Genomic DNA, 23,973 nt, shown 5'->3' on the forward strand with positions numbered 1-23,973 from the left:
AGTGAATACCCCCCGAAACAAAAACCGCCGAGCGCGTGGGCCTTACCCGATGAGCTCGGCCGCGCCGCGTTCGAGCAGGCGTTCGGCGATCGTGCGCCCCAGGGCCGCCGCGTCCGCGCCCCGGGCCTCCTCGACCAGACTGGCGGAGCCGTCGAGCGCGAACACCCCGCCGCGCGCGACAACCTGCTCCCCCTCCGAGCGCGCGTAGGCCGCGACGGGGGCGGTGCAGCCCGCCTCGAGGGTGGCCAGCACCTGGCGCTCGGCTGCGGCGCAGCGCGTGGCCGCCGGGTCCACGAGGGAGTCGATGGCGTTGCGCGCCTCCTGGTCGTCCACGCGGCACTCCACCGCCAGCGCCCCCTGCGCGGGCGCGGGCATGATTACCTCGGGCGCGAAAACCTCGGTGGCGCGCTCGGCGTGGCCGCCGCGGCACAGGCCCGCGTAGGCGAGGATGACGGCATCGAGCTCGCCGCTGGTGACGCGGCCCATGCGCGTTTCGATGTTCCCGCGCAGCGGTCGAATGTCCAGGTCGGGGCGCAGCGCCTTCAGCTGGGACACCCGGCGCGGCGCAGAGGTACCCACGCGCGCGCCCTCGGGCAGCTCGGCCAGCGTCAGCCCGTCGCGGGCGATGAGCGCCTCGCGGTTGTCCTCGCGCTCCGGGACGATGAGGTGGGTGCGGGGCTCAGGCGCGGTGGGCAGGTCCTTGAAGGAGTGGACGGCGACGTCGACGTCGCCGGTGAACAGCGCCTCGCGCAGCGCCGAAGTGAACACCCCCACCCCGATGCGTTCGACGGGGTCCTGCGACAGGTCGCCGGCGGTGGTGACGACCTTAAGCTCCGCCTCGTAGCCGGCCGCCGCGAGCGCGTCGCGCACGTGCCCGGCCTGGGTGGTGGCTAGCGCCGAGCCGCGCGTACCAATTTTGAGCATTACTTCTCCTTCGTGTGCATCTCCTCGAGCCGCGGCAGCTGCGCCGCGTTCACGGCGACGGCGGCGGTCTCGATCCCGAACAGCTCTTCGAGCGCCGTCTCCACGCTCACGGTCTCCGCGGTCGCCGCGAGCTCCTTGATCTTCACCGTCGGGGTGTGCAGAAGCTTATCGACGACCCGGCGCACCGTCCTCGACACCTGCTCGAACTCCTCGTCGCCGAGGCTGGGCACCCGCGAGCGCAGCCGCTCGAGTTCCGCCTCGGTCACCGCGTTGGCGGCCCGGCGCAGCTGCGCCACCGCGGGCCCCACCTCGCGCACCCGCTGCTGGGTGCTGAAGGCCTCGACCTCCTGGGCGAGGATCGCCTCGGCGGCGCGGTGCGCCTTGCTGTCTTCCGTGTCGCCCTCGAGCATCGTCTTGTGCAGGTATTCGATGTTGACGAGGTGTACACCGTCGCGCGCGGCCACGGCGTCGTCGATGTCGCGCGGCAGGGACAGGTCCGCGAGCATGACCGGCCCCGAGATGTCCTCGGGCGTGATTGTGAACTCGCCGCTCGCCGTCGCGGAGACGCCGATGTCCACCCGGGCGAGCGCGCCGGCGCGCGCATTGAAGTCAACGACCTCGGCCGGCACCCCCGCCTCCCGGGAGTGCTCAGCGAGGCGCTCGGCGCGCGAGCGCGTCCGGTTGGCGATGATGAGCTTGTCCACCCCCAACCGGCCCAGGTGCGTGGCCGACAGGGAGGCCATCGCCCCGGCCCCGAGGATGAGCGCGGTCTTGCCGCGGAAGTCGTCGACGCCCATGATCCGCCGGGCCTCGTCGAAGGCGAGGGTGACCATGGAGGCGCCGGCGTCGTCGATGTCCGTCTCCGCGTGGACGCGCTTACCGGCGTGCAGCGCCGACTGCGCCAGCGCATGCAGCCCCGGCCCGGCCGTGCCGCGCCGCGCCGCGTCCTGGTAGCTGGAGCGGACCTGGCCGATGATCTGCTGCTCACCCACCACCATCGAGTCGAGGCCCGCCGCCACCGTCATCATGTGCTCCGCGGCGGCGTCGGCGTAGCGCACGTACAGGTAAGTACGCAGCTCGGGTTCCCCCACCTTGGAGGTGGCGGACAGGACGCGGAGGATGTCTTCGACGCCACTGTGGAAGGAGTTGGTCACCGCGTACACCTCGAGCCGGTTGCACGTGGAAATGATCATGGCCTCCGACAGGGAGGGCTGCTCCACAAGCGTCGTCGCCGTCTCTTCCTGCACGGCGGCGTCCATGCTGAGCCGCTCGAGAAGCGCCACGGGTGCCGAGCGGTGCGACATCCCAACGACGAGAACACTCACGAAATCCCTCCGAAACGTCTGAAAATCAAACTAAAGTATAGCCGCAGGGTCACCGGAGTTCGGCCGCAAGGTCCTCATTGTCGACTTCCCAGCAGGCAAACTCCTCCCCGTCGATCACCACGACGGGCAGCCGGTCGCCGTATTCCATCGCCAGCTCGGGGTCCGCAGCCTTGTCGACGTCGACAAGCGAAAGGCTCGCCCCATGCTTCGCGACGACCGGAGCGATCTGCTCCGCCACACGCGCGCACGATCCGCAGCTCTCTCGCACCATGAGCTCGACTCTCCTCATCACCACTCCCTGGCAAGCGTTCAGGCCCCCGACGATTTACCATTGTTCACGCTACTCCCCCACCCATCGAAAGGCTGATCACCTCCATGAGCGCGGACTTTGCGAATTTGCCCGGCAGCGAATTCCTCGCCCAATGGTCCGTCTCCCACGGCAACCTCCGGCGCTTCCTCGAGGACACGGCCATGCCGCCTCTCGACGACGACGCCCAGCGCGCCGCCGGCCAAGCCGCCGCCGAGGCCGCCGTCCAGGACACCTTCGGCATCGACCTAGCGGACTTCTCCCTCGGCGTCGACTCCGTCAGCGGCGCCTTCGCCACCGCCGGCACCTCCACCGTGACCCCGCCCGACCCCGATATCCCGCAGGACACCGAGGCCGCCGCCTTCTTCGACGTCGACAACACCCTTATCCAGGGCTCCTCCCTCGTCCTGCTTGCCGCCGGGCTCGCGCGCCACCGGTTCATCACCCTGCGCGAACTCCTGCCCGCCCTGGTCAAGCAGCTGCGTTTCCGGCTCAGCGGCAGCGAAAACCACGACGACATCGCCTCCGGCCGCGAACACGCGCTCAGCCTGGTCAAAGGCAAAAGCGTCGACGAGCTGCGCGACCTGTGCGCCGAGATCGTGGACCAGCAGGTGCTCACCAAGGCCTACCAACCCACCATCGAGCTCGCCTCGATGCACATCGCCGCAGGCCAACAGGTGTGGCTCGTCTCCGCCACCCCCGTCCAGATCGGCCAGGCACTCGCCGAACGCCTCGGCTTCACCGGCGCGCTCGGCACCGTCGCCGAAGAGAAAGACGGCTACTTTACCGGCCGCCTCGTCGGCGACATCCTTCACGGCCCCGGCAAGAAGCACGCGGTCGCCGCCCTCGCCGCCATCCAGCAGCTCGACCTGCAGCAGTGCACCGCCTACTCCGACAGCATCAACGACATTCCCATGCTGTCCATGGTGGGCACGCCCGTAGCCATCAACCCCGACCGGGCCCTGCGCGCTCACGCCCAGTCCGCCGGGTGGGCCGTGCGCGAGTACCGCCGCGTGCGGCGCGTCGCGGGGAACCGGGCGGCGCTGCTCGCGGCGGCCGGTGTCGCCCTCGGCGCCGCCGCCGCTGCGTGGGCGTGGCGACGGCGCAGCTAGGGTGTGGTCGGGTTCTCCTGGCGCGTCGCAGTCGCCCTCAACGAAAACCCCAGGTCGCGCCGGGCTGAAACACGCTGAGGTCGACTACGCTCCACGCCCTGGTCGACCTCAGCAAAAACCTGCGTGTAAAACCCCAGGTCGCGTGACCCCGGAAAGCGTTGAGGTCGACTAGGACCGGTGTGCCGGTCGACCTCAGCAAAAACCTGCGTGTAAAACCCCTGGTCGCGCAACCCCGGAAAGCGTTGAGGTCGACTAGGACCGGTGTGCCGGTCGACCTCAACGAAAACCCGGGCACAAAACCCCAGGTCGCGTAACCCCACAACACGCTGAGGTCGACTACGCCCCACGCCCTGGTCGACCTCAGCGAAAACCCGGGCACAAAACCCCAGGTCGCGCCGGGGCGAAACACGCTGAGGTCGACTAGGCCCAGAGAAGGCATCCGCACACAAAGAGGCCCACACCGCGACGGGGCGGTGTGGGCCTTGCGCTCTGGCTTACTTGCCGAGCTTACGACGCTGCACGCGGGTGCGGCGGAGCATCTTGCGGTGCTTCTTCTTGGACATGCGCTTGCGGCGCTTCTTGATCACTGAACCCATAAGGCTTCCTCGTTTCGTGTGGTTGTACGTACAGACCTGCCGGCGGACCTAGCGCAATTTGTCGGGCGGGGGAGGTGCACTCTCCGAGTCGCCCGCGCCGTCACCGGCCTGAATGTTCCAAGCATAGCGCCCGCAGCCCAGCAGACCAAAAGCCCCAGCAAACCAAAAGCGCCGACGGGCCGAAAACCACACGAGTCCAAAACCTCAGCCCGCCCCCGCGGTGAGCGGGGGCGGGCTGAGGCCTAGCGGTAACGGGTTTAGCCGACGTCGTAGACAGACGAGTCGAGGTAGTCGCTGACCGCCTTCTCGCTGACTCGGAAGGAGCGGCCCACGCGCACGGCGGGGAGCTCTCCGGAGTGAACGAGCCTGTACACCGTCATCTTGGAAACGCGCATGATCTCGGCGACCTCGGCGACGGTGAGGAACTTGCCCTTTTCTTCATTAGCCATAAACTCATTAACCCTTCAAGCACGGCCGCGCTGCAGGCTTCCCCTCCCGCAGGACGAACGCGCACGTGCTGCAACCAGCCTAGCGTGAACCGTGGGCGGGGTGCGACTCAAGTGTCGAAAAATTTGCAGAGTTTTGCCAGTCAACCTACCGGCACTGGTGTGACTCGACGGGGCACGTCTATTTGCCCAGTTCGCGGGCGCGGCGCGCGCAGGCCTCCGTCGCACGGTAGACGCTGCCGCGCAGCCCGGACTCCTCGAACTCCCGGATCGCGGCGGCCGTCGTACCGGCCGGGGAGCTCACCGCGTGCCGCAGCTCCGCCGGGGAACGTCCCGAGGCGAGCATTTCGCCGGCGCCGGCGGCGGTGGCGCGGGCGAGGCGTTCGGCGGTGTCGCGGGGGAGGCCGAGGGCGACGCCGGCGTCGATAAGAGCTTCGGTGAACAAGAAGTAGTACGCGGGGCCGGACCCGGAGACGGCGGTGGCGACGTCGATAAGCTGCTCGTCTATGCTCACGACCTCCCCCGTCGCGGCGAGGATGCCGGTGATGCCCTCGCGCTGGGTGTCTTCGACGAAGCGGCCGAAGGAGGCGAGGTGGACGCCGCGGCCGACGAGCATCGGCGTATTGGGCATGACGCGCGCGACGGGCGTGCCGGCGGAGGAGGCGGTTTCCATCGCGGAGATGGTGATGCCGGCGGCCATGGAAACGAGGGCTGTGGACGCCTCGTTGTGGGCCACGACGTCGCTGATCTCCTCGATGATGTCGAGGATCTGGTAGGGCTTGACGCACAGGAAGCACAGGTCGGCGTCGGCTGCGGCCTCCGTGTTGTCGCCGGTGGTGACGATGCCGTAGCGCTCGGCGAGGTCGTCTCGGCGCCGCTTTGTGCGGTTTGTGGCAGTGATCCTCTGGGGGTCACATCCGGCGTCGACAAGCCCGGCGATCAGGGCCTCGCCGATGCTGCCGGCCCCAATGACGGCTATTTTGTCCACCGCAATGTCAGATATGGCGTTCATGCACCCCAGAGTGCCACAGGCGCGCTAGACAATCAGCGCCGGGCCGAACGCCATGACCGCGCCCGCGATGCCCGCCAAGGCCATGGTCACGCCGTCGCGGCCGGTGCGCAGCGCGCGCACGCCGAAGACGATGGCCACCACGACGACGAGAGCGACGAGCGCCGCAACGAGCGTCTGCGTGTTCGCCCACAGCCATTGGAAACCGAGGAAGCCGCCGACACCCACCGCAAGGCCGAGGAGCACCAGCAGCACGAGGATGAACGGGTTGATCGAGGAATCGTCGCCCGCCTCAGCCTCAGCCGCTGTCGCGGACTCCGCCGCGGGCTCGTCGCCGGTCTCCCTCACAGCCGGGATCACGCCCGTATCCTCCGTATCAGGGACCACGGCGATCACGGAGGTATCGTCCTCAGCCACGGCAGCACGCTTGTCGACGTCCACCCGCCCGCTGGCCCCAGCCACCGGCCGCTTCTCCGCCTCGGCAGTCCGGGCCTCGACGGTCCGGGTCTCGACGGGCTGCGCCTCGGCGGGCTGCGCAGGCTCAGATTGCGCAGGATCGGGCTTCTCGGCGGCCTGGTCCTTCTCCGCCTCAGGCGCCGGTTTTTCGGGTGCCGGTTCCTCCGCGGGCGCGTCGATGGGCACGCTGGAGTGCTTGGACTCCACCGGCTGCGCCTCGACCTTCTTCAGCGAGCCGGTGAGCTCAGCGACGGACACGCCGCCGTCTTCAAGGCTGCGGCGACGGCGCGGGCGCGAGGCGCCACCGTCACGGTTATCGCTTCCCGCCCGGGCAAGAAGCTCGGCGACGGTGAGCTGCTTGTCCTCAGACATTAGACGTCATCTCCTTGGTCGTGTCCTTGATCCATCCGCCTGAGAATCACGCCTTCGCGCAACGCCCACGGGCAGATATCCAACTTATCAAGATTAAGCGCGCGCATGGCGGCTTCCGCAACGAGGGCACCCGCGACGATCTGGTGGGAGCGATCCGCGTTAATGCCCTCCAATTCGGCGCGGTCGGCCGCCGTCATGCGCGAAATAAACGCGATGAGCTGGCGCAAACCTGGGGCTGTGAGGGTGCGGCGGACGAAGGGGCCGGCGGAGGAGGGCGCGGCGCCGGTCAGGCGCGCGAGGGAGCGGAACGTCTTGGATGTGCCCACCGCCAGGCCCGGCTCGCCGAGGGCCCGGAACTGCTCGGCGGGGCCGGCGAGTTCGGCGTCGATGTAGTCGCGGAGCATGTTGATCTTCTTGCGCTCCGGCGGGTCCGTATCAAACCACTGGTGGGTCAGACGGCCGGCTCCGAGCTCGAGGGAGACAGCGAGGTCGGGAGTCTCCTCCATACCGCTGGAGATCTCGAGGGAGCCGCCGCCGATATCCAGGTTGGTGATCCGCCCGGCGGACCAGCCGTGCCAGCGCCGAGCGGCGAGGAAGGTCAGGCGCGCCTCCTCCTCGCCGGAGAGGATCCGCAGCTCCACGCCGGTGCCCTTTTCTACCCTTTTCAACACGTCGGCGGCGTTTGTGGCGGAGCGCACTGCGGACGTCGCAAAGGCGAGCAGCTGCTCGCACTTGAGCTTCTCCGCGAGGTCCTTGGCCTCGTGGACGGTGTCGATGAGCTTGGCAACACCCTTGTCTTCGATGTTGCCGTGCTTGTCCAGCATCTCCACAAGCCTGAGTGGCTGCTTCCAGTCGCTCATCGGGGTCGGGCGCCCACCGGCGTGGGCATCCACCGCCACGAGGTGAACGGTGTTGCTTCCAACGTCTAATACACCTAGTCGCACACCCACAGAGTAATGGGTCTACCGTACTCAAGTGTGAATCAACCATCCTCTACGCCCGTGATGCTCGGATTTCCTGCCTCCTCCCCCGCTGGAAAATCGATCCTCGCAGGGCGGGAAATCACCCCGGATTTCCCCCGCGACTGGTTTGAATTCGTCCACCCGGACGACCCCTCCCACTACTTTTCCATCGACCTGACCTGGGCCGAGTCAACGTGGTCGTGCCGGTTTGGCACGCCGGAGTGCCTGGGCATCGACGCATCCTTCCCCGTGGTGGGCTGCTGCATCCACGGCGCCTACCTGGCGGACGAGTCCGACCGCGACGACCTTTATAACGCCGTCGCCGAGATGCCCGCCAGGTACTGGCAGCTGCGCCCCGACGACGTCGATTCCTACCTCGCGGCCGCGGACCCCGTCGTGCTCGAGCCCTGGCTCGTGTTCGACGACGAGGAAGGAACAGGGGAAAACGACGAGGACGGCCCCCACCTAAAAACGAAAGTGGTCGACGGCGCCTGCATCTTCGCCAACCGCGCCGACGCTGAGACCGGCCCGGGCTGCGCCCTGCACCAGTGGGCCATCGCCGAGGGGCGCAACATCGTGGGCTCCAAGCCCGAGGTGTGCTGGCAGGTCCCGTTTTCCCGCGAGGACTCCTGGGAGGAGCGTTCCGACGGCGAAGAAATCCTGCGCACCACCATCGGCGAGTACGACCGCCGCCAATGGGGAGGCGGCGGCGAGGACTTCGACTGGTGGTGCACGTCCTCGCCTACCTGCCACTCCCCCGGCGCCGGGGCGGGCACCCCGGTGTGGAAGTCGATGAAAGACGAACTCATCGCACTCATCGGGGAGAAACCCTACGCGGTCCTGGCGCGGCACTGCGAGGCCCGCGCCTGCGTGACCGCCGCGGCCCGCTCGGTGCACCCGGCCACGGCGCAGGCCAACGGCGAGTAGGCCGATGAGGGCGCCTCTTTAGGCCTCGAACTTGTAGCCCAGCCCGCGCACCGTCACCAGCTGCGTCGGCCGGGAGGGCTCGACCTCGATCTTCGTGCGCAGGCGCTTGACGTGCACGTCGAGGGTCTTGGTGTCGCCGACGTAGTTCGCGCCCCAGATCCGGTCGATGAGCTGGCCGCGGGTGAGCACGCGCCCGGCGTTGCGCATGAGGTACTCCAGCAGGTCGAACTCCTTCAGGGGCATGGGCACCGGTTGGCCGTCGACAAGCACTGTGTGCCTTTCGACGTCCATCTTGACCCGCCCCACCTCGACGATCTGCGAGTCCTCATAGTCGCCGCTGTCGGTGTCCGCGCCGCGGCGCAGCACAGCGCGGATGCGCGCGACGAGCTCGCGGGTGGAGTAGGGCTTGGTCACGTAGTCGTCCGCACCGAGCTCAAGGCCGACAACCTTGTCAATCTCGGTGTCGCGGGCGGTGACCATGATGATCGGAACAGAGGAGGTGGCGCGCAGGCGCCGGCAGACCTCGGTGCCGCTCATGCCGGGGAGCATGAGGTCCAGCAGGACAAGGTCGACGCTCGTCTTCTCAAACTCGTCAAGCGCCGTCGGTCCGTCGCCCGCCACCGTCGTCTCAAAGCCCTCCTTGCGCAGCAAGTAGGCCAGCGGGTCGGCCAGGGATTCTTCGTCCTCGACGATAAGGATGTTCGTCACTGCTCTTCCTTTTCCTTTCGACGGCTCGCAACCCGGTTCACTGTCTTGCGGATCCCGGAGGCCGACTCTTCTTCCTCCCGTTCGGGCCGTTCGGCTTCTGCCACGAATTCTTCGGGGGCGTAGACGGGAAGCTCGATCGTGAACGTCGAGCCCGTCCGAGGCCGGGACCACACCTTGATATTACCCCCGTGGTTGATCACCACATGCTTCACGATGGCCAACCCAAGCCCCGTGCCTCCCGTCGAACGCGAGCGGGCCTTGTCCACCCGGTAGAAGCGTTCAAATACGCGCTTCTGATCCTCCGGCGCAATGCCTATGCCCCGGTCCGTGACCCGGATGAGCACGACGTTGTCGCGCACTACCTTCTGCGTGATGCTCACCGGCTGCCCGTTCGGCGAGTAATTGATGGCGTTGGAGACCAGGTTGGAGACCGCGGCGGTCAGCAACGCCTTGTCGCCGACGACCCGCAGACCCGTGGGGGCGCTGCGCGTCAGCTCGATCTCCCGGTTCTCCGCGGTGACCTTGTTGCGCTGGATGGCGGCGTCGATGATCTCGTCAACCCGCACGAGCGTCATGTCGGGCAGCGCCTCGGCACCCTGCAGCTTCGACAGGGAGATGAGGTCCGTGATCATCTCGCCCATGCGCTGGGACTCTTTGAGCAGCTTCGTGCCAAAATAGTCCACCATCTCGGGGTCCGCCGGGTCCTCCAGGAGGGCCTCGGCGAGGAGCGAAATGCCGCCCACCGGGGTTTTCAGCTCGTGCGAGACGTTGGCCACGAAATCGCGGCGCGCCGACTCCATGCGCACGTTTTCGGACTCGTCGGAGCCGTACGCCACAACGAAGGTGTTCTCGCTCAGGGTCAGCGGCTTCACCAAGGCGCGCACGTTGCGGATCCGGTTTGCCGTGGGGCGCTGCGGCAACACCAGCTCGAGCTCGCGGTCCTCCTGGTCCCCGAAGACCTTCACGGCCTCCTTCCACACCACGGGGTTGACGGTGCGGTCGTGCACGAGCGTCATGTCGTGGGCGCGCGAGTTGGACAGGATCACGCGCCCCGCCCGGTTCATCACCGCCACGCCCGTCGGGGAGCCCTGCATGGACAGGTGCAACACCTCGCTGAGGGTGGACACTGCGGATTCTGCAGGCTCCGCGTCCCTGGCGGCGCCCCCGCGCCAACGGCGCGCAGCGCCAACGGCACACACCACCAGGGCGCACAGCGCTACGCCAAGGACGAACGCAAGGACGGGGGACACGTGTTACCTTTCCACAGATGCGCGGCCGCCTGCCGCGCCGATACGATCTCTACCCCTGCTGGGCACCCTGGTTGGCCACGGCTGCCGCGCCGGCCGCGGCGGCCTCCGGGTCGAGGTAGGTCCCGCCGGGGTTGAGCACGGAGCCGGCCGCGTCGAACTCATAGATCAGCGGCATGCCGGTGGGGATGTTCAGGCTGGCGATGTCTTCGTCGGAAATCCCGTCGAGGTACTTCACCAGGGCGCGCAAGGAGTTGCCGTGCGCAGCGACCATGACGTTCTTGCCCTCGAGCACCTCAGGCAGGATCACGTCGACGTAGTAGGGCAAGAAGCGCTCCACCACGTCCTTCAGGCACTCGGTGCGCGGCACCTCGGGGAGGAAGGCGTAGCGGGCGTCGTCCGTCTGGGCGTACTCGTTGTCCGTGTCGATCTCCGGCGGCGGGGTGTCGTAGGAGCGCCGCCACGTCATGAACTGCTCTTCGCCGAACTCTTCGCGAATCTCGGCCTTGTTCAGGCCCTGCAGCTTGCCGTAGTGGCGCTCGTTGAGGCGCCAGCTGCGCTGCACGGGGATCCAGTGCCGGTCCGCCACGTTGAGCGTGATGTTCGCCGTGCGGATGGCGCGGCGCAGAAGGGACGTAAACAGGACGTCGGGCAGGACGCCCTCCTTGACCAGCAGGCGGCCGGCGTTGACGGCCTCCTGCTCGCCCTGCTCGGTCAAATCAACGTCGACCCAGCCGGTGAATTGGTTGGACTTGTTCCACTCGCTCTGCCCGTGTCGGACCAAGATCAGGGTGCCGTGCCGTGACTGCAGCTGTGACTGTTGGTGTGCCATGCGTCTAGCATGCCACGACAACGCAGCGGGCGCCGCCTGCCTACCGGGGACCTGGCGGGCGCTACTACCCCCGAAGGCGGCGCGCTCGTGCGCTCCCGGCGCGAAGGAGTTGAGGGTGTCGCGGTAGACCTCCTCCAGCTTCTCCGCGGCCGCGGCCCAGCTGAACCCGGCCGCGTGTGCCACGGCGTTACGGCCCATCGCGATGCGGCGCGGGTCGTCGCGCAGGATGTCGCCCAGCACGGCCGCCCATTCCTCCGGGTCGTGGCTGCCGACGAGGACGCCCGTGCGGCCGTCGGCAACCGCGAGCGGCAGCCCGCCGACCCGCGCCGCGACGACGGGGGTGCCGGCGGCCTGCGCCTCCACGGCGACGAGGCCAAAGGACTCGTTGTAGCTGGGCACCGCCACGACGTCGGCCGCCTGGTACACGCTTACCAGTTCCTCTGGCGGGCGCGGCCCGAGGAAGCGCACCTGCGCCCCGATACCCTCCTTGCAGGCCAGGTCGCGGTAGCGCGCAACGCTCGCCTCGCTTCCCGACGCCCCACCGCACAGCACCACCCGCACCTCGAGCTCCTGCTCGCGCCGCCGCAGCTCGCCGACCGCACGAATGAGCACCTGGGGCCCCTTAAACTCCTGCAGGCGCCCCACGAAGGCGATGACCTTCGCGTGCAACGGCAGGCCTAAGTCGCGCCGCGCCACCTCGGTGTTGCGGTTGGTTCCGGGCGTAAACAGGGCGGTGTCCGCCCCGGGCGTGACCACCCGGATCACGGCGGAGGTGACGTCGTAGTGGCTGGCCAGCTCTCGGCGCTCATTGTCGGTGTTGACCACGAGCGTCTCGGCGTTGTCCACCAGCTGTTGCTCGCAGATGCGGCGGGCCTCCCCCTCGGCGGCGGTGTCCGGGGAGCCGGCGGCGTTTTTCACCGCCGCCCACGTGTGCCCGGTGTGGACGAGGGGCACGCGCGCGAGGTCCGCGAGCAGCCACCCGACCTGGCCGGACAGCCAGTAGTGGGAGTGGATCAGGTCGTAGCCTAGCTCGCGGGTGCGCGCGAACTGTACGATCCCGCCGGCGAAAGCGGCGAGCTGGGTGGGCAGCTCCTCCTTGCTCAACCCCTCGTAGGGCCCGGCGATGACGTTGACCACCCGCAGGTTGCGTTCCACCTCGACGACCTCGCCCTGGCTGGGCCGCGAGGCGCGGGTGAACACGTCGACAATGACGCCTTGGCGCGCGAGCTCGCGCGCCACGTTGAGCACGTAGACGTTCATGCCTCCGGCGTCGCCGGTGCCCGGCTGTTCCAGCGGGGACGTGTGCATGGAGATCATGGCAACGCGCATGGGGTCCACCTTACGGCGCTGCTACCACGCGGCGTGGCGGTGCCAGGAGGAAAAGTCGGCGGCGACGGTGGCCGCCAGCTCGCGGTAGGCCCGGCGCGTCGCCGGGGCCAGCCTGCCCAGGTCCACCACGGCCCCCTCGGCGAGGTGCCGGTCGTAGGGGATGGTGTGTACGGCCCGCGTGCGCGCCGCGAAGTGCCCGATCAGCCGGTCCATGTCGATGCTGGGAGCGCCCGGGGCGGAGGCGGAGACAACCACGACGGCGTTGGCCGCCAGCTGGTCGTAGCCGTGCAGGTTGAGCCAGTCGAGGGTCGCCGAGGCCGACTGCGCGCCGTCAAGCGCGGGCGAGGTGACCAGTACGAGGGTGTTCGCCAGGTCCAGCACGCCCGCCATCGCCGAGTGCATGAGTCCGGTGCCGCAGTCGGTGAGGATGATGTTGTAGTGGTGCTGCAGAATGTCCACCGCCCGGCGGTAGTCCGCCTCGCTGAACGCGACGCTAACGGCGGGGTCGCGTTCGGAGCCGACCACCTCAAGCCGCGAGCTCGCCTGGTGGGTGAAGGCGCGGACCTGCGGGTAACGCGAGGTGTCCGGCGCACTGAGCAGGTCCCGGATCGTTGCCGGCGCGGCCACGGCGGCGCGCTGCGCCAGGGTCCCGAGGTCCGGGTTGGCGTCGATCGCGATGACGCGGTCGCCGCGCTCGGCCGCGAAGACCCCGCCGAGGGCGACCGTGGTCGTGGTCTTGCCCACGCCGCCCTTCAGCGACATCACCGCGATGCGGTAGTCGCCCCGGAGCGGCGCGCGAATCGCCTCCTCGAGCTGCGCTTCTCGCACCTCGCTTATCGACGCCCCCGGGTTCAGCCGTCCCCCCGACACCGCGTGCACGACCCGGCGCCACCCCCGAGCCGGGGCCGCTTTGACTGGGTTGACGACGAGGCTGTTGTCCAACCCCCCAGCCGGCCCTTCACCCTGGTGTCCCTGTACTGGCGTGTGAATGCTCACCGTTTTTCTCCCCCCTTGTGTGCGCGCCGCCGCGGCGCGAATACCCACGTTCTTACACCATCCCGGCCCGCCCGCACGCGGAAACCGCCCAATGATGTATTCCCCCTCACGCTTTCCGTGGGATTGTGACACGCAGCACGATTCATTTATCTATACTAAGCACCAATCGAACGTCGGAAAGCGATAAGGAGAAACCCTCAATGGGCGCTTACGAAGAAAAAGCCTGGCTACAGCACTACGCAAAGTGGACGCCGCGCGAGATCGAGCTCGACTCGGACACCCTCGTGGATATCTACGAGCGCAACCTCGCGAAGCACTCGAACCGCGTAGCCACCTGGTTCTTCGGGCAGACGATGACCTACGCGGACCTCAACGAGCAGGTGCTCAAGCTCGCCGCCGGCCTGCAGGAGATGGGTGTGAAGAAGGGCGACCGCGTCGCCATCCTGCTGCCCAACTGCCCGCAGCACATCGTCGCCTTCGCCGCGGTCATGCGCCTCGGCGCCATCATCGTCGAGCACAACCCCCTCTACACCGCGGCCGAGCTGCTGCCGCAGTTCCAGGACCACGGCGCGAAGGTCGCCATCGTGTGGGACAAGGCCGCCGAAATGGTCTCCACAATCCGCTCGGACGCCCCGCTGTCCACCATCATCTCGGTCAACATGATCGAGGCAATGCCCCTGCCCTACCGCCTGGCGCTCAAGGTCCCGGTAGGCCCGCTGAAGGCGATGCGCGAGAAGCTCTCCGCCCCAGCCCCCGCCACGATGCCGTGGCAGGCGGCGCTCATCGACAAGCAGTTCCACCCCGCCGAAGACATCAAGCAGGACGACACCGTCCTCATCCTCTACACCTCCGGCACCACCGGCCCGCCCAAGGGCGCGCAGCTGACGCACGGCAACCTCAACGCCGTGCTCAAGGGCGGCCTGGACTGGGTCAAGGACCTCGGCAAAGACCGCGAGAAGATCATGACGATCCTCCCGCTGTTCCACGTCTACGGCCTCGCGCTGAACCTCGGGCTCGCCCTCGGCATCGGCGCCGAGATGATCCTCGTGCCCGCGCCGGAGCCAGCGCTCATCGCCATGGCGCTGAAGAAGAACCCGCCGACCTTCTTCCCCGGCGTGCCCACCCTCTACGAAAAGATCGCCGAGGGCGCTATCGCCAACGACAAGCGTTACCCGTCGATCCGCAACTCCTTCTCTGGCGCGTCGACGCTGCCCGCCTCCACCATCGAGAAGTGGGAGTCCATCACCGGCGGCGTGCTCGTCGAGGGCTACGGGCTGACCGAGACCTCCCCGATCGTCACCGCCAACCCGATGGACGGCAACCACCGCCCCGGCTACATCGGCATCCCCTTCCCCAACACCGAGGTCCGCATCGGCAACCCGGATAACCTGGACGAGACCATGCCCGACGGCGAGCCCGGCGAGCTTCTCGTGCGCGGCCCGCAGGTGTTCAAGGGCTACCTGAACAAGCCCGAGGCCACCGAGAAGGCCTTCCACGACGGCTGGTTCCGCACTGGCGACATGGGCATCATGGAGTCGGACGGCTACATCCGCCTCGTCTCCCGCATCAAGGAAATGATCATCACCGGCGGCTTTAACGTCTACCCCGACGAGGTCGAGCAGGTGATCAAGCAGCACGAGGACGTCGAGGACATCGCTGTCGTCGGCCGCCCCCGCGCAGACGGCTCCGAGGACGTCGTCGCCTGTGTGACCCTCCGAGAGGGCGCCGTGATCCAGTCCGACACACTGCGCGACTACGCCCGCGAGCGCCTCACCCCCTACAAGGTGCCGCGCACCTTCTACCACTTCGAGGAGCTCGCCCGCGACATGACGGGCAAGATCCGCCGCCGCGAGGTGCAGCAAACGCTCGTGGACATGCTCGACAGCGGAAACGACACCACCGTCGGCGAGAAGGACTAACCGCGCCCCGCCCCGATACGCCCCACACCCCGAACCGAAGGCCGGAACCCCCGCCTTCGGTTCGTTTGTTGGGGGCGGAATTTTGCGGGGCGAAAAGGTACGTAGCGGCACACGGCGAGCCCTATACTTCCTAGGTACTTAGCCCATCAAAGCTAACCGTTACGCCATTCACGGAGAAAGGGCCCACCGACATGGGAGCGTACGAAAACAAAGCCTGGCTGCGCCACTACGCCGACTGGACCAACCCCGAGCCGGACCTCGGCGAGCACACCTTGGTCTCGCGCTACAGGCAGTCGGTAGCCCAGAGCCCCGACGCCAAGGCCACGTGGTTCATGGGCGCCGAACTGACCTACGGCCAGCTCGACGAGCAGGTCCGGCGCGTCGCCGGCGCGCTGGCCGGGCTCGGCGTGAAAAGGGGCGACCGCGTCGTCATCGCGCTGCCGAACTGCCCGCAGCACGTCGTGTCCATCCTCGCCGTGCACTCGCTCGGCGCAGCCGTCGTCGAGCACAACCCGCTCTACACCGCCTACGAGCTGAAAAGCCAGGTCCTCGACCACGGCGCGACCGTCGCCATCGTGTGGGACAAGGCAGCCCCCGTCTACCGCGACCTCGCCGCCGCGACCCAGCTGAGCACCATCGTCAGCGTCAACATGATCGACGCGATGCCGTGGCACCTGCGCACCGCGCTGAAGCTGCCCCTGCCGTCCATCCGCGCGAAGCGCGAGGAGCTGAGTGCTGCCGCCCCCGGCACCATCGCCTTCCGCGACCTGCTCGCGGCCGACGCCGAGCCGCCGCACACGGAAGTCACCCAAGAGGACACCGCCTTTATCCTCTACACCTCCGGCACCACGGGCGAGCCCAAGGGCGCGCCCCTGACACACGGCAACCTCAACGCCAACCTCGTCACCGGGCTCGAGTGGCTCGAGGACTGGGGCTCCAAGGAAGAAAAAGTCCTGGCCATCCTGCCCCTCTTCCACGTCTACGGCCTGTTGCTCAACTTCTCTCTGGCCATCTCGAATGCCTCCCAAATCATCCTGGTGCCGGCGCCGAAGCCGGAGCTGATGTACCCCGCCATCGAGAAGACCAAGCCCACGATGCTGCCCGGGGTGCCCACGCTCTACGAGCGCATCGCCGCCTGGGCCACAGAGAACAACAAGGACCTCACGTCCATCCGCAACTCCTTCTCCGGGGCGGCAACGCTGCCCGCCGCGACCCTCGCGCAGTGGGAGAAGGTCACCGGCGGGCGCCTCGTCGAGGGCTACGGGCTCACCGAAACCTCGCCCATCCTGACGTCCAACCCGATGAACGGCAAGCACCGCCCCGGCTACGTCGGCGTGCCCTACCCGCTCACCGACATCCGCATCGCCAACCCCGACAACCCCGCCGAAACGATGCCGGACGGCGAGCCCGGCGAGCTGCTCGCCCGCGGCCCCCAAGTCTTCGGCGGTTACCTGAACAAGCCCGAGGCGAACGAACGGGCCTTTTACGACGGCTGGTTCCGCACCGGTGACATGGCCATCATGGAGGAAGACGGCTTCATCCGTCTCGTCGCGCGCATCAAGGAAATGATTATCACCGGCGGCTTCAACGTCTACCCCGACGAGGTCGAGCAGGTGTTCAAGCAGCACCCGGACATCGACGACATCGCGGTCGTCGGCCGCCCCCGCACGGACGGTTCCGAGGACGTGGTCGCCTGCGTGGCCCTGCACGAGGGGGCCGTGCTCGACCCCGACGGGCTCACGGAGTTCGCCCGGGAGCGCCTCACCCCCTACAAAGTGCCGCGCACCTTCTACTACTTCGATGCCCTCGAGCGCGACCAGACCGGCAAGATCCGCCGCAAGGCCGTGCAAAAGACGTTGCTCACCATGATCGAGGAAGGGACCGCGCGCAGCGAATAGGGGCAGGTAGAGCACGCCCCGAAAACAATAGCGCGCCAAAAGAAAGGCGCACCTATACTGGGGACACATGTCTTCTGTAGAGAATAAACCCTGGTTACAGTATTACCCCGAGTTCACGGCCCACACCCTCGAATACGGCACGACGACCCTGCCGCAGATGTACGAGGAAAACCTCGCCATGAACGCCCACCGGCCGGCGACGTGGTTTTTCGGCCGTTCGCTCACCTACGGCGAGCTCGACGAGGAAGTACGCCGCGCCGCCGCGGGCCTCCGGGCCTTCGGGGTCCGCCCGGGCGACCGGGTGGCCATCATGCTGCCGAACTGCCCCCAGCACGTCGCCGCTTTTATGGCTGTCCAGCTGCTGGGCGCCGTCGTCGTCGAGCACAACCCGCTCTACACCGCCTCGGAGCTGCGCCCGCAGTTCCAGGACCACGGCGCGCGCGTCGCCATCGTGTGGGACAAGGTGGCGGATACGGCGGAAAAGCTGCGCTCCGACACCAACCTCGAGATCGTCGTCAGCGTCGACATGACGAAGGCGATGCCCCGCCTGCAGCAGTTCGCTCTGCGCCTGCCGGTGAAGAAGGTGCGCGCCCTGCGCGAGCAGCTCACGGGTCCCGCGTCCAACGCCGTGCCCTGGGAGGACCTCACCGGCCTCGCGATCGGCGGCGACGGGCGCGACGTCACCTACCCGGATAGCCTGCGCCCCGAGGACCCCGCGCTCATCCTTTACACCTCGGGCACGACCGGAAAGCCGAAGGGCGCGCAGCTGACGCACTCCAACCTGCACGCGAACGCCTGGCAGGGCGTGGCGTGGGTGCGCCAGCTGCAGGAACCGGGCCAGCGGATGCTGGCCACCCTGCCCTTCTTCCACGCCTACGGCCTGACGTTCTCCCTCACGCTAACCTTCCTCATCGGCAGCGAGGTCGTTCTGCTTCCGGCCCCGAAGATGGAGCTGATCATGAGCGCGATCAAGAAGCGCACCCCCTCCTTCATCCCCGGTGTGCCGACACTTTTCGAGCGCATCATCAACGCGGCCAAGGACGAGGGCGTCGACATGTCCAGCGTCGAAATCGGCTTCTCCGGCGCGTCCTCCCTGCCCGAGTCCGCCATCGCCGAGTGGGAGTCCCTCACCGGCGGGCACCTCATCGAGGGCTACGGCCTGACGGAGACCTCCCCGATCCTTCTCGGTAACCCGCAGAGCCACGACCGCCGCCCCGGCTACGTCGGCATCCCCTTCCCCGACACCGAGATCCGCGTGGTCAACCCCGATAACCCGGACGAAGAGCGCCCGCTGGGCGAGGAGGGCGAGATCCTCGCCCGCGGCCCCCAGGTCTTCGGCGGCTACCTCAACAACCCGGAGGCCACGGAGAAGGCCTTCCACGACGGCTGGTTCCGCACCGGCGACATGGGATTCATGGACGCCGACGGCTTTGTCAAGCTCGTCTCCCGCATCAAGGAGCTCATCATCACCGGCGGCTTCAACGTCTACCCGCAGGAAGTCGAGGGCGTCCTGCGCACGCACCCGAACATAGTCGACGTCGCCGTCGTCGGCCGCCCCCGCCCGGACGGCTCCGAGGACGTCGTCGCCTGCGTCACCCTCGGCGAGGGCGCCCCATTGCAGCCAGAAGGGTTGAAGGAGTTCGCCCGGGAGCACCTCACCCGCTACAAGGTCCCGCGCACCTTCTATCACTTCGAGGAGCTGCCCCGCGACCAGCTGGGCAAGATCCGCCGCCGCGAGGTGCAGGCCGAGCTGCTGGAGATGCTCGATTCCGGCGACGAGACCACAGTCGGCGAGAAAGACTAGGGCCGGGAGAGCATTTTCGCTTCTCGACGCCCTACTCCCGCGCCGCCTCCTCGAGGGCGGCGCGGGTTTTCTCACTGAAGGCCACGAAGCGCACCTCCTCCACCGGACTGTCCGGGTGCTCCTCCGCGTACGCACGGGCCGTTTCCGCCGCGATGCGCGCGGCGTCCGGGAGGGCCCAGCCGTAGACCCCCGCCGAGACGAGCGGGAAGGCCACCGACCGCGCCCCGAGCTCCGCGGCCACCTCGAGGCTGCGCCTGTAGCAGGAGGCGAGCTGGCCCGACTTGTCCTTCGTCTTCGCCCACACCGGGCCGACGGTGTGGATCACCCAGCGCGCGGGCAGGTTGCCGGCGGTGGTGGGCGCGGCCTCGCCCGTCGGCAAGCCATCGGGCCACTCGTCTTCCCGGATCTTTCGGCACTCGCGCAGGATCTCGGGCCCACCGGCGCGGTGGATGGCGCCGTCGACGCCCCCGCCGCCCATGAGGGTGTGGTTGGCGGCGTTGACCACCGCATCCACCTGCTGCGTCGTGATGTCACCCGGCACTACGGAAATCCTCATGGCTCCACGCTACGCGAGTGGCGTGGCCCGCCCTTTCACGTCGGGCCATGGAACTACAGCTAGCAGTGCACATAGGCGCTATTGGCTGGTGATCCTTCTGCACCCAGAGCTGCCCGATCCGATCGTCAGCCACCTGGGGGGGGCTGCTGGCGAAGAGGACCATTTCGGGCTGGGATTTTGATTGTGCGTGAGCCCAGGGGCCATAGCAAAAACGAAAAGTAATAGAGCTGACGCAGCCAGGGAATAGATAGATCTCTCGGATGTTCGTGTTCTCTATTCGTAAATAGGAAAGCCCAAGTTAACGCTGGGCTTTCCTGGGTAGGGGGAGTGGACTACGTCCGATCCCTCAATTTTCTTGACAGGCGAAGATACATCAGGGTGATCGTCAGAGAGTAGATCAGCAGAAAGAGCACGATGATCATCAGCCAGGATTCTTGTGTCATGGTTTCCTACCTTCGGTGTTTCAGCCTGCTTATAGAGAAGGGCGCTGTGCGATCAACGATAGAACACCACCCCGCCAACCTGCTCGGGGAAGTTCATCTAAATCTCCACGCCCACCCACACGGGCTCGGGCACGAGGGTGACGCCGAAGCGCTTCTCGACGCCCCCTCGGACCTGCCGGGCCAACTCCACGATGTCGCCTGCGGTGGCGCCGCCCCGGTTCGTCAGCGCCAGGGTGTGCTTGGTGCTCAGCCGAGCGGGCGCGGTCTCGCCAGGGTAGCCGCGGGGGAACCCGGCGCGCTCGATCAGCCACGCCGCCGAGAGCTTCTCCCGCCCGTCCGACTGTGCGAAGCGCGGCATGCCCTCCTCGCCCACCTGCGCCTCGATGGCGTCGGCAAGCGCCGGGTCCACCACCGGGTTGGTGAAGAAGGACCCGGCGGACCAGGTGTCGTGGTCGGCGGCGTCGAGCACCATCCCCTTCGCCCGGCGCGTGGCCAGGACGTTCTCCCGCGCCTCGGCCAGCGGCAGGCGCTGCCCGCCGAGGTGGCGCAGCGGCCGCGACAGCTCCGTCGGCTCGAGCCGCAGCTCCAGCTCCAGCACGACGGCGCGGTGCGTGAACTTCAGGTTGGAGTAGCGGTACGCCAGGTCCAGCGACTGCGCCGACACCCACTCGTCGGTGTTCGTCTCGCGGTTCCACAGACGAACCCGGGTGAGCACCTCGGAGATCTCCGCCCCGTAAGCCCCCACGTTCTGCACCGGGGTCGCACCCGCCGAGCCCGGGATTCCGGACAACGCCTCGATGCCTCCGAGGCCGCGCTCGACGGCGAAGGCGACGACGTCGTCCCACACGGTGCCTGCTCCGACGCGGAGGGTGTGGGCGTCGACAAGCTCGATGCCCGCGTTCTCGACGAGGACGGCCGTGACGTCGAGCTCCCCCTCGGCCACGAGGAGGTTCGAGCCCCCGCCGACGACGATCAGCGGCGCCGTCTCGGCGTCGAGACGCGCGACGGCGGAGGCGAGCTCGTCGGCGCTCGTGCAGCGGATCAGCGCGCGGGGCGTGCCGCCGACGCGCAGGGTCGTAAGGGAGGCGAAAGATGAATCAGACACGGCATCAACGGTAGTCTGATGGGCATGACTGCACACAGCGAAATCAACGTCACCGTCAACCACTCGGCGCAGAAAGTCCACCAGGCGTTTACGACGAAGGAATACTGGGAGTTCATCGCCGAGACGCTCTCTCCCGAGCCGGGCCAACTGGCCGACTTCACCGGCGACACCGCCACCCTGTACGAGATCCTCCCGCAGTCCATCCTGCCCGAGGCCGCGCAGGCCATGATTTCGCAGGACCTCAAGCTCAAGCGCGTGGTCACCATCGGCGCCCTCGAGGGCGAGACCGCCGAGCTGTCGTACACCGGTGACGTCAAGGGCACCCCGGTTGATTTCTCCGGCACCATCGCCCTGTCCGGCGAGGGCGAGACCACCACCCTGGCCTACGACAATGAGGCGAAGGTGAGCATCCCCTTCATGGGCGCCGCGCTCGAACCGAAGGTCAGCGAGGCGCTCGAGGAGATCTTCGGCAACGAGGCGAAGCTCACCGAGCAGTGGATCACCGACAACCTCTAGGGCTTCCCTGACCCGATGGCCGACCACGCCCATAACCTGCGCGCGCAGTCCGGGCGCGGCCGGCCTTTTGGCGTGATCACCCGCGGTACGACCGGGGTGAACCGGCTGCGGCGCTCTGACCGGTGGACGCGCCACAACCCGGCGATCCAGTCGCTGCTGCGCTCCGTCGAGCGCCCGCTCGCGCTCGACGTCGGCTACGGGGCCTCGCACACCACCACCGTCGAGTGGGCCCGCTGGCTGCGTCAGATCAACCCGGGTGTCGAGGTCGTCGGCCTCGAGATCGACCCGGCCCGCGTGCTCGCCCCGCGCGAGGGAGTGCGCTTCCAGCTCGGCGGCTTCGAGCTCGCCGGCTACCGCCCCCACCTCGTGCGCGCCTTCAACGTGCTGCGCCAGTACGACGTCGCCGACGTCCCCGCCGTCTGGGAGTCCGTCGTTTCGCGGCTCGCCCCCGGCGGCTTCTTCGTCGAAGGCACCTGCGACGAGCTCGGCCGCCGCGCAGCGTGGGTGCTTCTCGACGCCACCGGCCCCCGCTCCCTCCACCTCTCCTGGGACCCCACCGACGTCGACGCCCCTTCCGACGTCGCCGAGCGCCTGCCCAAGGCGCTCATCCACCGCAACGTGCCCGGCGAGAAGATCCATGCCCTGCTCGCCGCCGCGGACGCTGCCTGGGCCCAGGCCGCCGGGTGGGCACCCCATGGCCCGCGCGTTCGGTGGGTCCACGCCCACGCCGCGCTCAAAGCCGCTGGGTGGCCCGTGCACCCGCTGCGCCGCAAGCTGCGCGACTGCACCTTGTCCATCGATTGGGCAGCCGTCGCGCCCGCCGTAAGATGAGACGCATGAAGACCGCCTGGAAAGTCGTCATCGGTGTCCTCGCCGCCATTCTCATCATCGTGCTCCTCAGCGAGCTCGGACTGCGCGCTTTCATCTCCAACCAGATCCGCTCTGGCATCGCGGAAGAAAGCCCCGGCGCCATCGCCGCTGAAGACACCGAGGTGTCCCTGGGCTCACGCCCAATCCTCTTCGGCCTCGTGCGCGGCGTGGTCCCCCACGTGAGCATCGCCACCCCATCCACGCTCACCGCCACCGGGGACACCTACGCCGGGCAGCCCGCCGCAACCATTTCCCTGGACAACCTGCGCATCACGGGAGACAGCCAGGTCGCCGACCGGTTCTCCGTGACCACCGAGCTACCCGACGACTACGTGCGCGCCCTCCTCCAGGAGCAGCTCGCCTCCAACCTCGAGGGGACCATCGGCGGCTCCTTCCTCCAGGAACTCATCACCGTCTCCGCGGTGCGATCCAACCCCTCCGAGGGCACGTTCACCATCGATGTCAGCGGCAGCGCGGCCTCCGTCGACCTGCGCCCCACCGTCGTCGACGGCGCCCTCCAGATCGAAGCCGCCTCCACCTCGCTCTTCGGCTTCGAGCTTCCCGACATTGTCGCCGAAGGGCTGACCAACGCACTGCAGGACAACACGGGCGAGATCAACGCGGGCGCGATACGCATCAGCGAGTTCACCGTCGTCGACGGCGGGCTGCGCGTCGTCGCCGAGGGCGAGGACGTCGACCTGTACAACCTGCCACACGCCGTGCCGACCCAGGACGGCCAGCATGAACCGGGGATGGAGACGAGCGTGGTGCCGACCCCGACCAGCGCCCGCGCAGCCTAAGCGCAGTCTCGTTGCTTTACACGCCCCGGGTACACCCGGGCTGCCCCCGCCTCGAGGGCGGCGATGATGGAGTCGAGGTCGTCGGGGCCCCCGTACACAGCCACGGGAACAGCCGCGTCGGGGATGTCCATGTCCGCGGAGACCGCAAGAGCGTCCGCGCCCACCTGGTGCGCGGCCTGCACCGCCGCGGCGCTGGCGCCGGGGATCACGCCGAACAGGGTTCCCGGGGGAAGTGCTTGGCGCACCGCGATGACGTCGGCAAGCACCGCGGAATCCTCGGCGAGCTCGGCGTCGACAGCGAGCCAGACCTCGCTCGCCCCTGTCTCGGCGGAAAGCCTCGCCTCTGCCGCCTTGATCACGCTGTGGTGCCGGCCGGTGGGCCAGCCTATAACAGCGACGACCGGCACCCCGAGCCGTGCCGCGGCGGCGACGTGCGTCGGCTCGACCACCACGCCCGCGGCGCGGGGGGCGGGATCCACGGTGCCCACGGAGTGGACGGTGTCCACGCTAAAAG

The 23,973-nt window shown here is 68.1% G+C and carries 23 protein-coding genes and 1 pseudogene; 8 read left to right on the top strand and 16 right to left on the bottom strand.

Going from position 1 to position 23,973, the window contains the following annotated elements:
* Positions 1 to 42: 42 nt before the first annotated feature.
* From hemC to BLT81_RS09320, 3 genes are read right to left on the bottom strand one after another with little or no spacing between them, the layout of a single operon-like run.
* Complete coding sequence (hemC, locus tag BLT81_RS09310; RefSeq protein WP_019193851.1) at positions 43 to 924, bottom strand: hydroxymethylbilane synthase; 882 nt, start codon at positions 922 to 924, stop codon at positions 43 to 45.
* Positions 924 to 2,249: a glutamyl-tRNA reductase gene (locus BLT81_RS09315; RefSeq protein WP_081582879.1), complete on the bottom strand. Its 1,326-nt coding sequence runs from the start codon at positions 2,247 to 2,249 to the stop codon at positions 924 to 926. Before BLT81_RS09315 ends, hemC begins: the two co-directional genes overlap by 1 nt.
* A 49-nt stretch (positions 2,250 to 2,298) precedes the next feature.
* Positions 2,299 to 2,538: a glutaredoxin family protein gene (locus BLT81_RS09320; RefSeq protein WP_019193849.1), complete on the bottom strand. Its 240-nt coding sequence runs from the start codon at positions 2,536 to 2,538 to the stop codon at positions 2,299 to 2,301.
* Between the two features lie 86 nt (positions 2,539 to 2,624).
* Here BLT81_RS09320 and BLT81_RS09325 point away from each other — a divergent pair, with 86 nt between their 5' ends.
* A complete protein-coding gene (locus BLT81_RS09325) occupies positions 2,625 to 3,668 on the top strand; it encodes an HAD-IB family hydrolase (RefSeq protein WP_019193848.1) in 1,044 nt (347 codons plus the stop codon).
* 494 nt (positions 3,669 to 4,162) lie between these two features.
* On the opposite strand, the gene BLT81_RS09335 is transcribed toward BLT81_RS09325, so the two are convergent.
* The 5 genes from BLT81_RS09335 to BLT81_RS09355 form a co-directional block, all read right to left on the bottom strand.
* Positions 4,163 to 4,264: a 30S ribosomal protein bS22 gene (locus BLT81_RS09335; protein WP_003855542.1), complete on the bottom strand. Its 102-nt coding sequence runs from the start codon at positions 4,262 to 4,264 to the stop codon at positions 4,163 to 4,165.
* A 257-nt stretch (positions 4,265 to 4,521) separates the two neighbouring features.
* Complete coding sequence (locus BLT81_RS09340; protein ID WP_019193846.1) at positions 4,522 to 4,713, bottom strand: helix-turn-helix domain-containing protein; 192 nt, start codon at positions 4,711 to 4,713, stop codon at positions 4,522 to 4,524.
* Between the two features lie 178 nt (positions 4,714 to 4,891).
* On the bottom strand, positions 4,892 to 5,698 hold the full coding sequence (gene proC / locus BLT81_RS09345; protein WP_172812425.1) for a pyrroline-5-carboxylate reductase: 807 nt from the start codon (positions 5,696 to 5,698) through the stop codon (positions 4,892 to 4,894).
* A gap of 48 nt (positions 5,699 to 5,746) precedes the next feature.
* Complete coding sequence (locus tag BLT81_RS09350) at positions 5,747 to 6,547, bottom strand: hypothetical protein (RefSeq protein ID WP_019193844.1); 801 nt, start codon at positions 6,545 to 6,547, stop codon at positions 5,747 to 5,749.
* Positions 6,547 to 7,491 carry a Ppx/GppA family phosphatase gene (locus BLT81_RS09355; RefSeq protein WP_040421183.1) on the bottom strand — a complete coding sequence of 315 codons (945 nt, stop codon included), beginning with the start codon at positions 7,489 to 7,491 and terminating at the stop codon, positions 6,547 to 6,549. The genes BLT81_RS09350 and BLT81_RS09355 overlap by 1 nt, the downstream gene beginning before the upstream one ends.
* A gap of 60 nt (positions 7,492 to 7,551) precedes the next feature.
* On the opposite strand from BLT81_RS09355, the gene BLT81_RS09360 reads away from it, so the two are divergent.
* The gene (locus BLT81_RS09360; RefSeq protein ID WP_019193842.1) at positions 7,552 to 8,436 is read left to right on the top strand and encodes a hypothetical protein; all 885 of its coding nucleotides are present in this window, start codon (positions 7,552 to 7,554) and stop codon (positions 8,434 to 8,436) included.
* Between the two features lie 18 nt (positions 8,437 to 8,454).
* Here the strand turns inward: BLT81_RS09360 and BLT81_RS09365 are convergent, their stop codons facing one another.
* From BLT81_RS09365 to BLT81_RS09385, 5 genes and pseudogenes are all read right to left on the bottom strand, one after another.
* A complete protein-coding gene (locus BLT81_RS09365; RefSeq protein ID WP_019193841.1) occupies positions 8,455 to 9,144 on the bottom strand; it encodes a response regulator transcription factor in 690 nt (229 codons plus the stop codon).
* Positions 9,141 to 10,394, bottom strand: a complete 1,254-nt coding sequence (locus BLT81_RS09370) for a sensor histidine kinase (protein ID WP_019193840.1) — start codon at positions 10,392 to 10,394, stop codon at positions 9,141 to 9,143. The genes BLT81_RS09365 and BLT81_RS09370 overlap by 4 nt, the downstream gene beginning before the upstream one ends.
* 49 nt (positions 10,395 to 10,443) lie before the next feature.
* Positions 10,444 to 11,223 carry a phosphoglyceromutase gene (locus tag BLT81_RS09375; RefSeq protein ID WP_019193839.1) on the bottom strand — a complete coding sequence of 260 codons (780 nt, stop codon included), beginning with the start codon at positions 11,221 to 11,223 and terminating at the stop codon, positions 10,444 to 10,446.
* A gap of 69 nt (positions 11,224 to 11,292) precedes the next feature.
* Positions 11,293 to 12,552 (bottom strand): annotated as a pseudogene (mshA, locus tag BLT81_RS09380) (D-inositol-3-phosphate glycosyltransferase); the annotation flags it as partial.
* Between the two features lie 21 nt (positions 12,553 to 12,573).
* On the bottom strand, positions 12,574 to 13,494 hold the full coding sequence (locus tag BLT81_RS09385; protein ID WP_331271097.1) for a MinD/ParA family ATP-binding protein: 921 nt from the start codon (positions 13,492 to 13,494) through the stop codon (positions 12,574 to 12,576).
* Between the two features lie 206 nt (positions 13,495 to 13,700).
* Between BLT81_RS09385 and BLT81_RS09390 the strand changes: the two genes are divergently transcribed.
* From BLT81_RS09390 to BLT81_RS09400, 3 genes are all read left to right on the top strand, one after another.
* Entirely contained in the window at positions 13,701 to 15,467 is a 1,767-nt protein-coding gene (locus tag BLT81_RS09390; RefSeq protein WP_269208316.1) for a long-chain-fatty-acid--CoA ligase, read from the top strand.
* 191 nt (positions 15,468 to 15,658) lie between these two features.
* Positions 15,659 to 17,365, top strand: coding sequence for a long-chain-fatty-acid--CoA ligase (locus BLT81_RS09395; RefSeq protein ID WP_019193835.1), 1,707 nt, complete (start codon positions 15,659 to 15,661; stop codon positions 17,363 to 17,365).
* Between the two features lie 67 nt (positions 17,366 to 17,432).
* Complete coding sequence (locus BLT81_RS09400; protein WP_019193834.1) at positions 17,433 to 19,169, top strand: long-chain-fatty-acid--CoA ligase; 1,737 nt, start codon at positions 17,433 to 17,435, stop codon at positions 19,167 to 19,169.
* A 31-nt stretch (positions 19,170 to 19,200) separates the two neighbouring features.
* On the opposite strand, the gene BLT81_RS09405 is transcribed toward BLT81_RS09400, so the two are convergent.
* Entirely contained in the window at positions 19,201 to 19,725 is a 525-nt protein-coding gene (locus tag BLT81_RS09405; RefSeq protein ID WP_040421028.1) for an O-acetyl-ADP-ribose deacetylase, read from the bottom strand.
* A 540-nt stretch (positions 19,726 to 20,265) separates the two neighbouring features.
* Complete coding sequence (locus BLT81_RS09410; RefSeq protein WP_040421027.1) at positions 20,266 to 21,309, bottom strand: UDP-N-acetylmuramate dehydrogenase; 1,044 nt, start codon at positions 21,307 to 21,309, stop codon at positions 20,266 to 20,268.
* Here BLT81_RS09410 and BLT81_RS09415 point away from each other — a divergent pair.
* The 3 genes from BLT81_RS09415 to BLT81_RS09425 are packed head-to-tail and all read left to right on the top strand — an operon-like array spanning position 21,298 to position 23,459.
* Complete coding sequence (locus tag BLT81_RS09415; RefSeq protein WP_040421026.1) at positions 21,298 to 21,789, top strand: DUF2505 domain-containing protein; 492 nt, start codon at positions 21,298 to 21,300, stop codon at positions 21,787 to 21,789. The two genes, BLT81_RS09410 and BLT81_RS09415, sit on opposite strands and share 12 nt — an antisense overlap.
* Positions 21,790 to 21,804: 15 nt before the next feature.
* A complete protein-coding gene (locus BLT81_RS09420) occupies positions 21,805 to 22,620 on the top strand; it encodes a methyltransferase domain-containing protein (protein ID WP_019193829.1) in 816 nt (271 codons plus the stop codon).
* Between the two features lie 5 nt (positions 22,621 to 22,625).
* Positions 22,626 to 23,459, top strand: a complete 834-nt coding sequence (locus BLT81_RS09425) for an LmeA family phospholipid-binding protein (RefSeq protein ID WP_019193828.1) — start codon at positions 22,626 to 22,628, stop codon at positions 23,457 to 23,459.
* On the opposite strand, the gene BLT81_RS09430 is transcribed toward BLT81_RS09425, so the two are convergent.
* Positions 23,456 to 23,965, bottom strand: coding sequence for a hypothetical protein (locus tag BLT81_RS09430; RefSeq protein ID WP_083337266.1), 510 nt, complete (start codon positions 23,963 to 23,965; stop codon positions 23,456 to 23,458). The two genes, BLT81_RS09425 and BLT81_RS09430, sit on opposite strands and share 4 nt — an antisense overlap.
* Between the last annotated feature and the right edge of the window lie 8 nt (positions 23,966 to 23,973).

This window comes from Corynebacterium timonense (assembly GCF_900105305.1).
Classification (GTDB): domain Bacteria; phylum Actinomycetota; class Actinomycetes; order Mycobacteriales; family Mycobacteriaceae; genus Corynebacterium; species Corynebacterium timonense.

Coding starts and splice junctions, on each gene's coding strand:
- BLT81_RS09350 (WP_019193844.1), bottom strand. CDS start 6,547: ATGTCTGAGGACAAGCAGCTCACCGTCGCCGAGCTTCTTGCCCGGGCG.
- BLT81_RS09420 (WP_019193829.1), top strand. CDS start 21,805: ATGGCCGACCACGCCCATAACCTGCGCGCGCAGTCCGGGCGCGGCCGG.
- BLT81_RS09395 (WP_019193835.1), top strand. CDS start 15,659: ATGGGAGCGTACGAAAACAAAGCCTGGCTGCGCCACTACGCCGACTGG.
- BLT81_RS09340 (WP_019193846.1), bottom strand. CDS start 4,713: ATGGCTAATGAAGAAAAGGGCAAGTTCCTCACCGTCGCCGAGGTCGCC.
- hemC (WP_019193851.1), bottom strand. CDS start 924: ATGCTCAAAATTGGTACGCGCGGCTCGGCGCTAGCCACCACCCAGGCC.
- BLT81_RS09425 (WP_019193828.1), top strand. CDS start 22,626: ATGAAGACCGCCTGGAAAGTCGTCATCGGTGTCCTCGCCGCCATTCTC.
- BLT81_RS09320 (WP_019193849.1), bottom strand. CDS start 2,538: ATGAGGAGAGTCGAGCTCATGGTGCGAGAGAGCTGCGGATCGTGCGCG.
- BLT81_RS09405 (WP_040421028.1), bottom strand. CDS start 19,725: ATGAGGATTTCCGTAGTGCCGGGTGACATCACGACGCAGCAGGTGGAT.
- BLT81_RS09400 (WP_019193834.1), top strand. CDS start 17,433: ATGTCTTCTGTAGAGAATAAACCCTGGTTACAGTATTACCCCGAGTTC.
- BLT81_RS09415 (WP_040421026.1), top strand. CDS start 21,298: ATGACTGCACACAGCGAAATCAACGTCACCGTCAACCACTCGGCGCAG.
- BLT81_RS09335 (WP_003855542.1), bottom strand. CDS start 4,264: ATGGGTTCAGTGATCAAGAAGCGCCGCAAGCGCATGTCCAAGAAGAAG.
- BLT81_RS09360 (WP_019193842.1), top strand. CDS start 7,552: ATGCTCGGATTTCCTGCCTCCTCCCCCGCTGGAAAATCGATCCTCGCA.
- BLT81_RS09325 (WP_019193848.1), top strand. CDS start 2,625: ATGAGCGCGGACTTTGCGAATTTGCCCGGCAGCGAATTCCTCGCCCAA.
- BLT81_RS09375 (WP_019193839.1), bottom strand. CDS start 11,223: ATGGCACACCAACAGTCACAGCTGCAGTCACGGCACGGCACCCTGATC.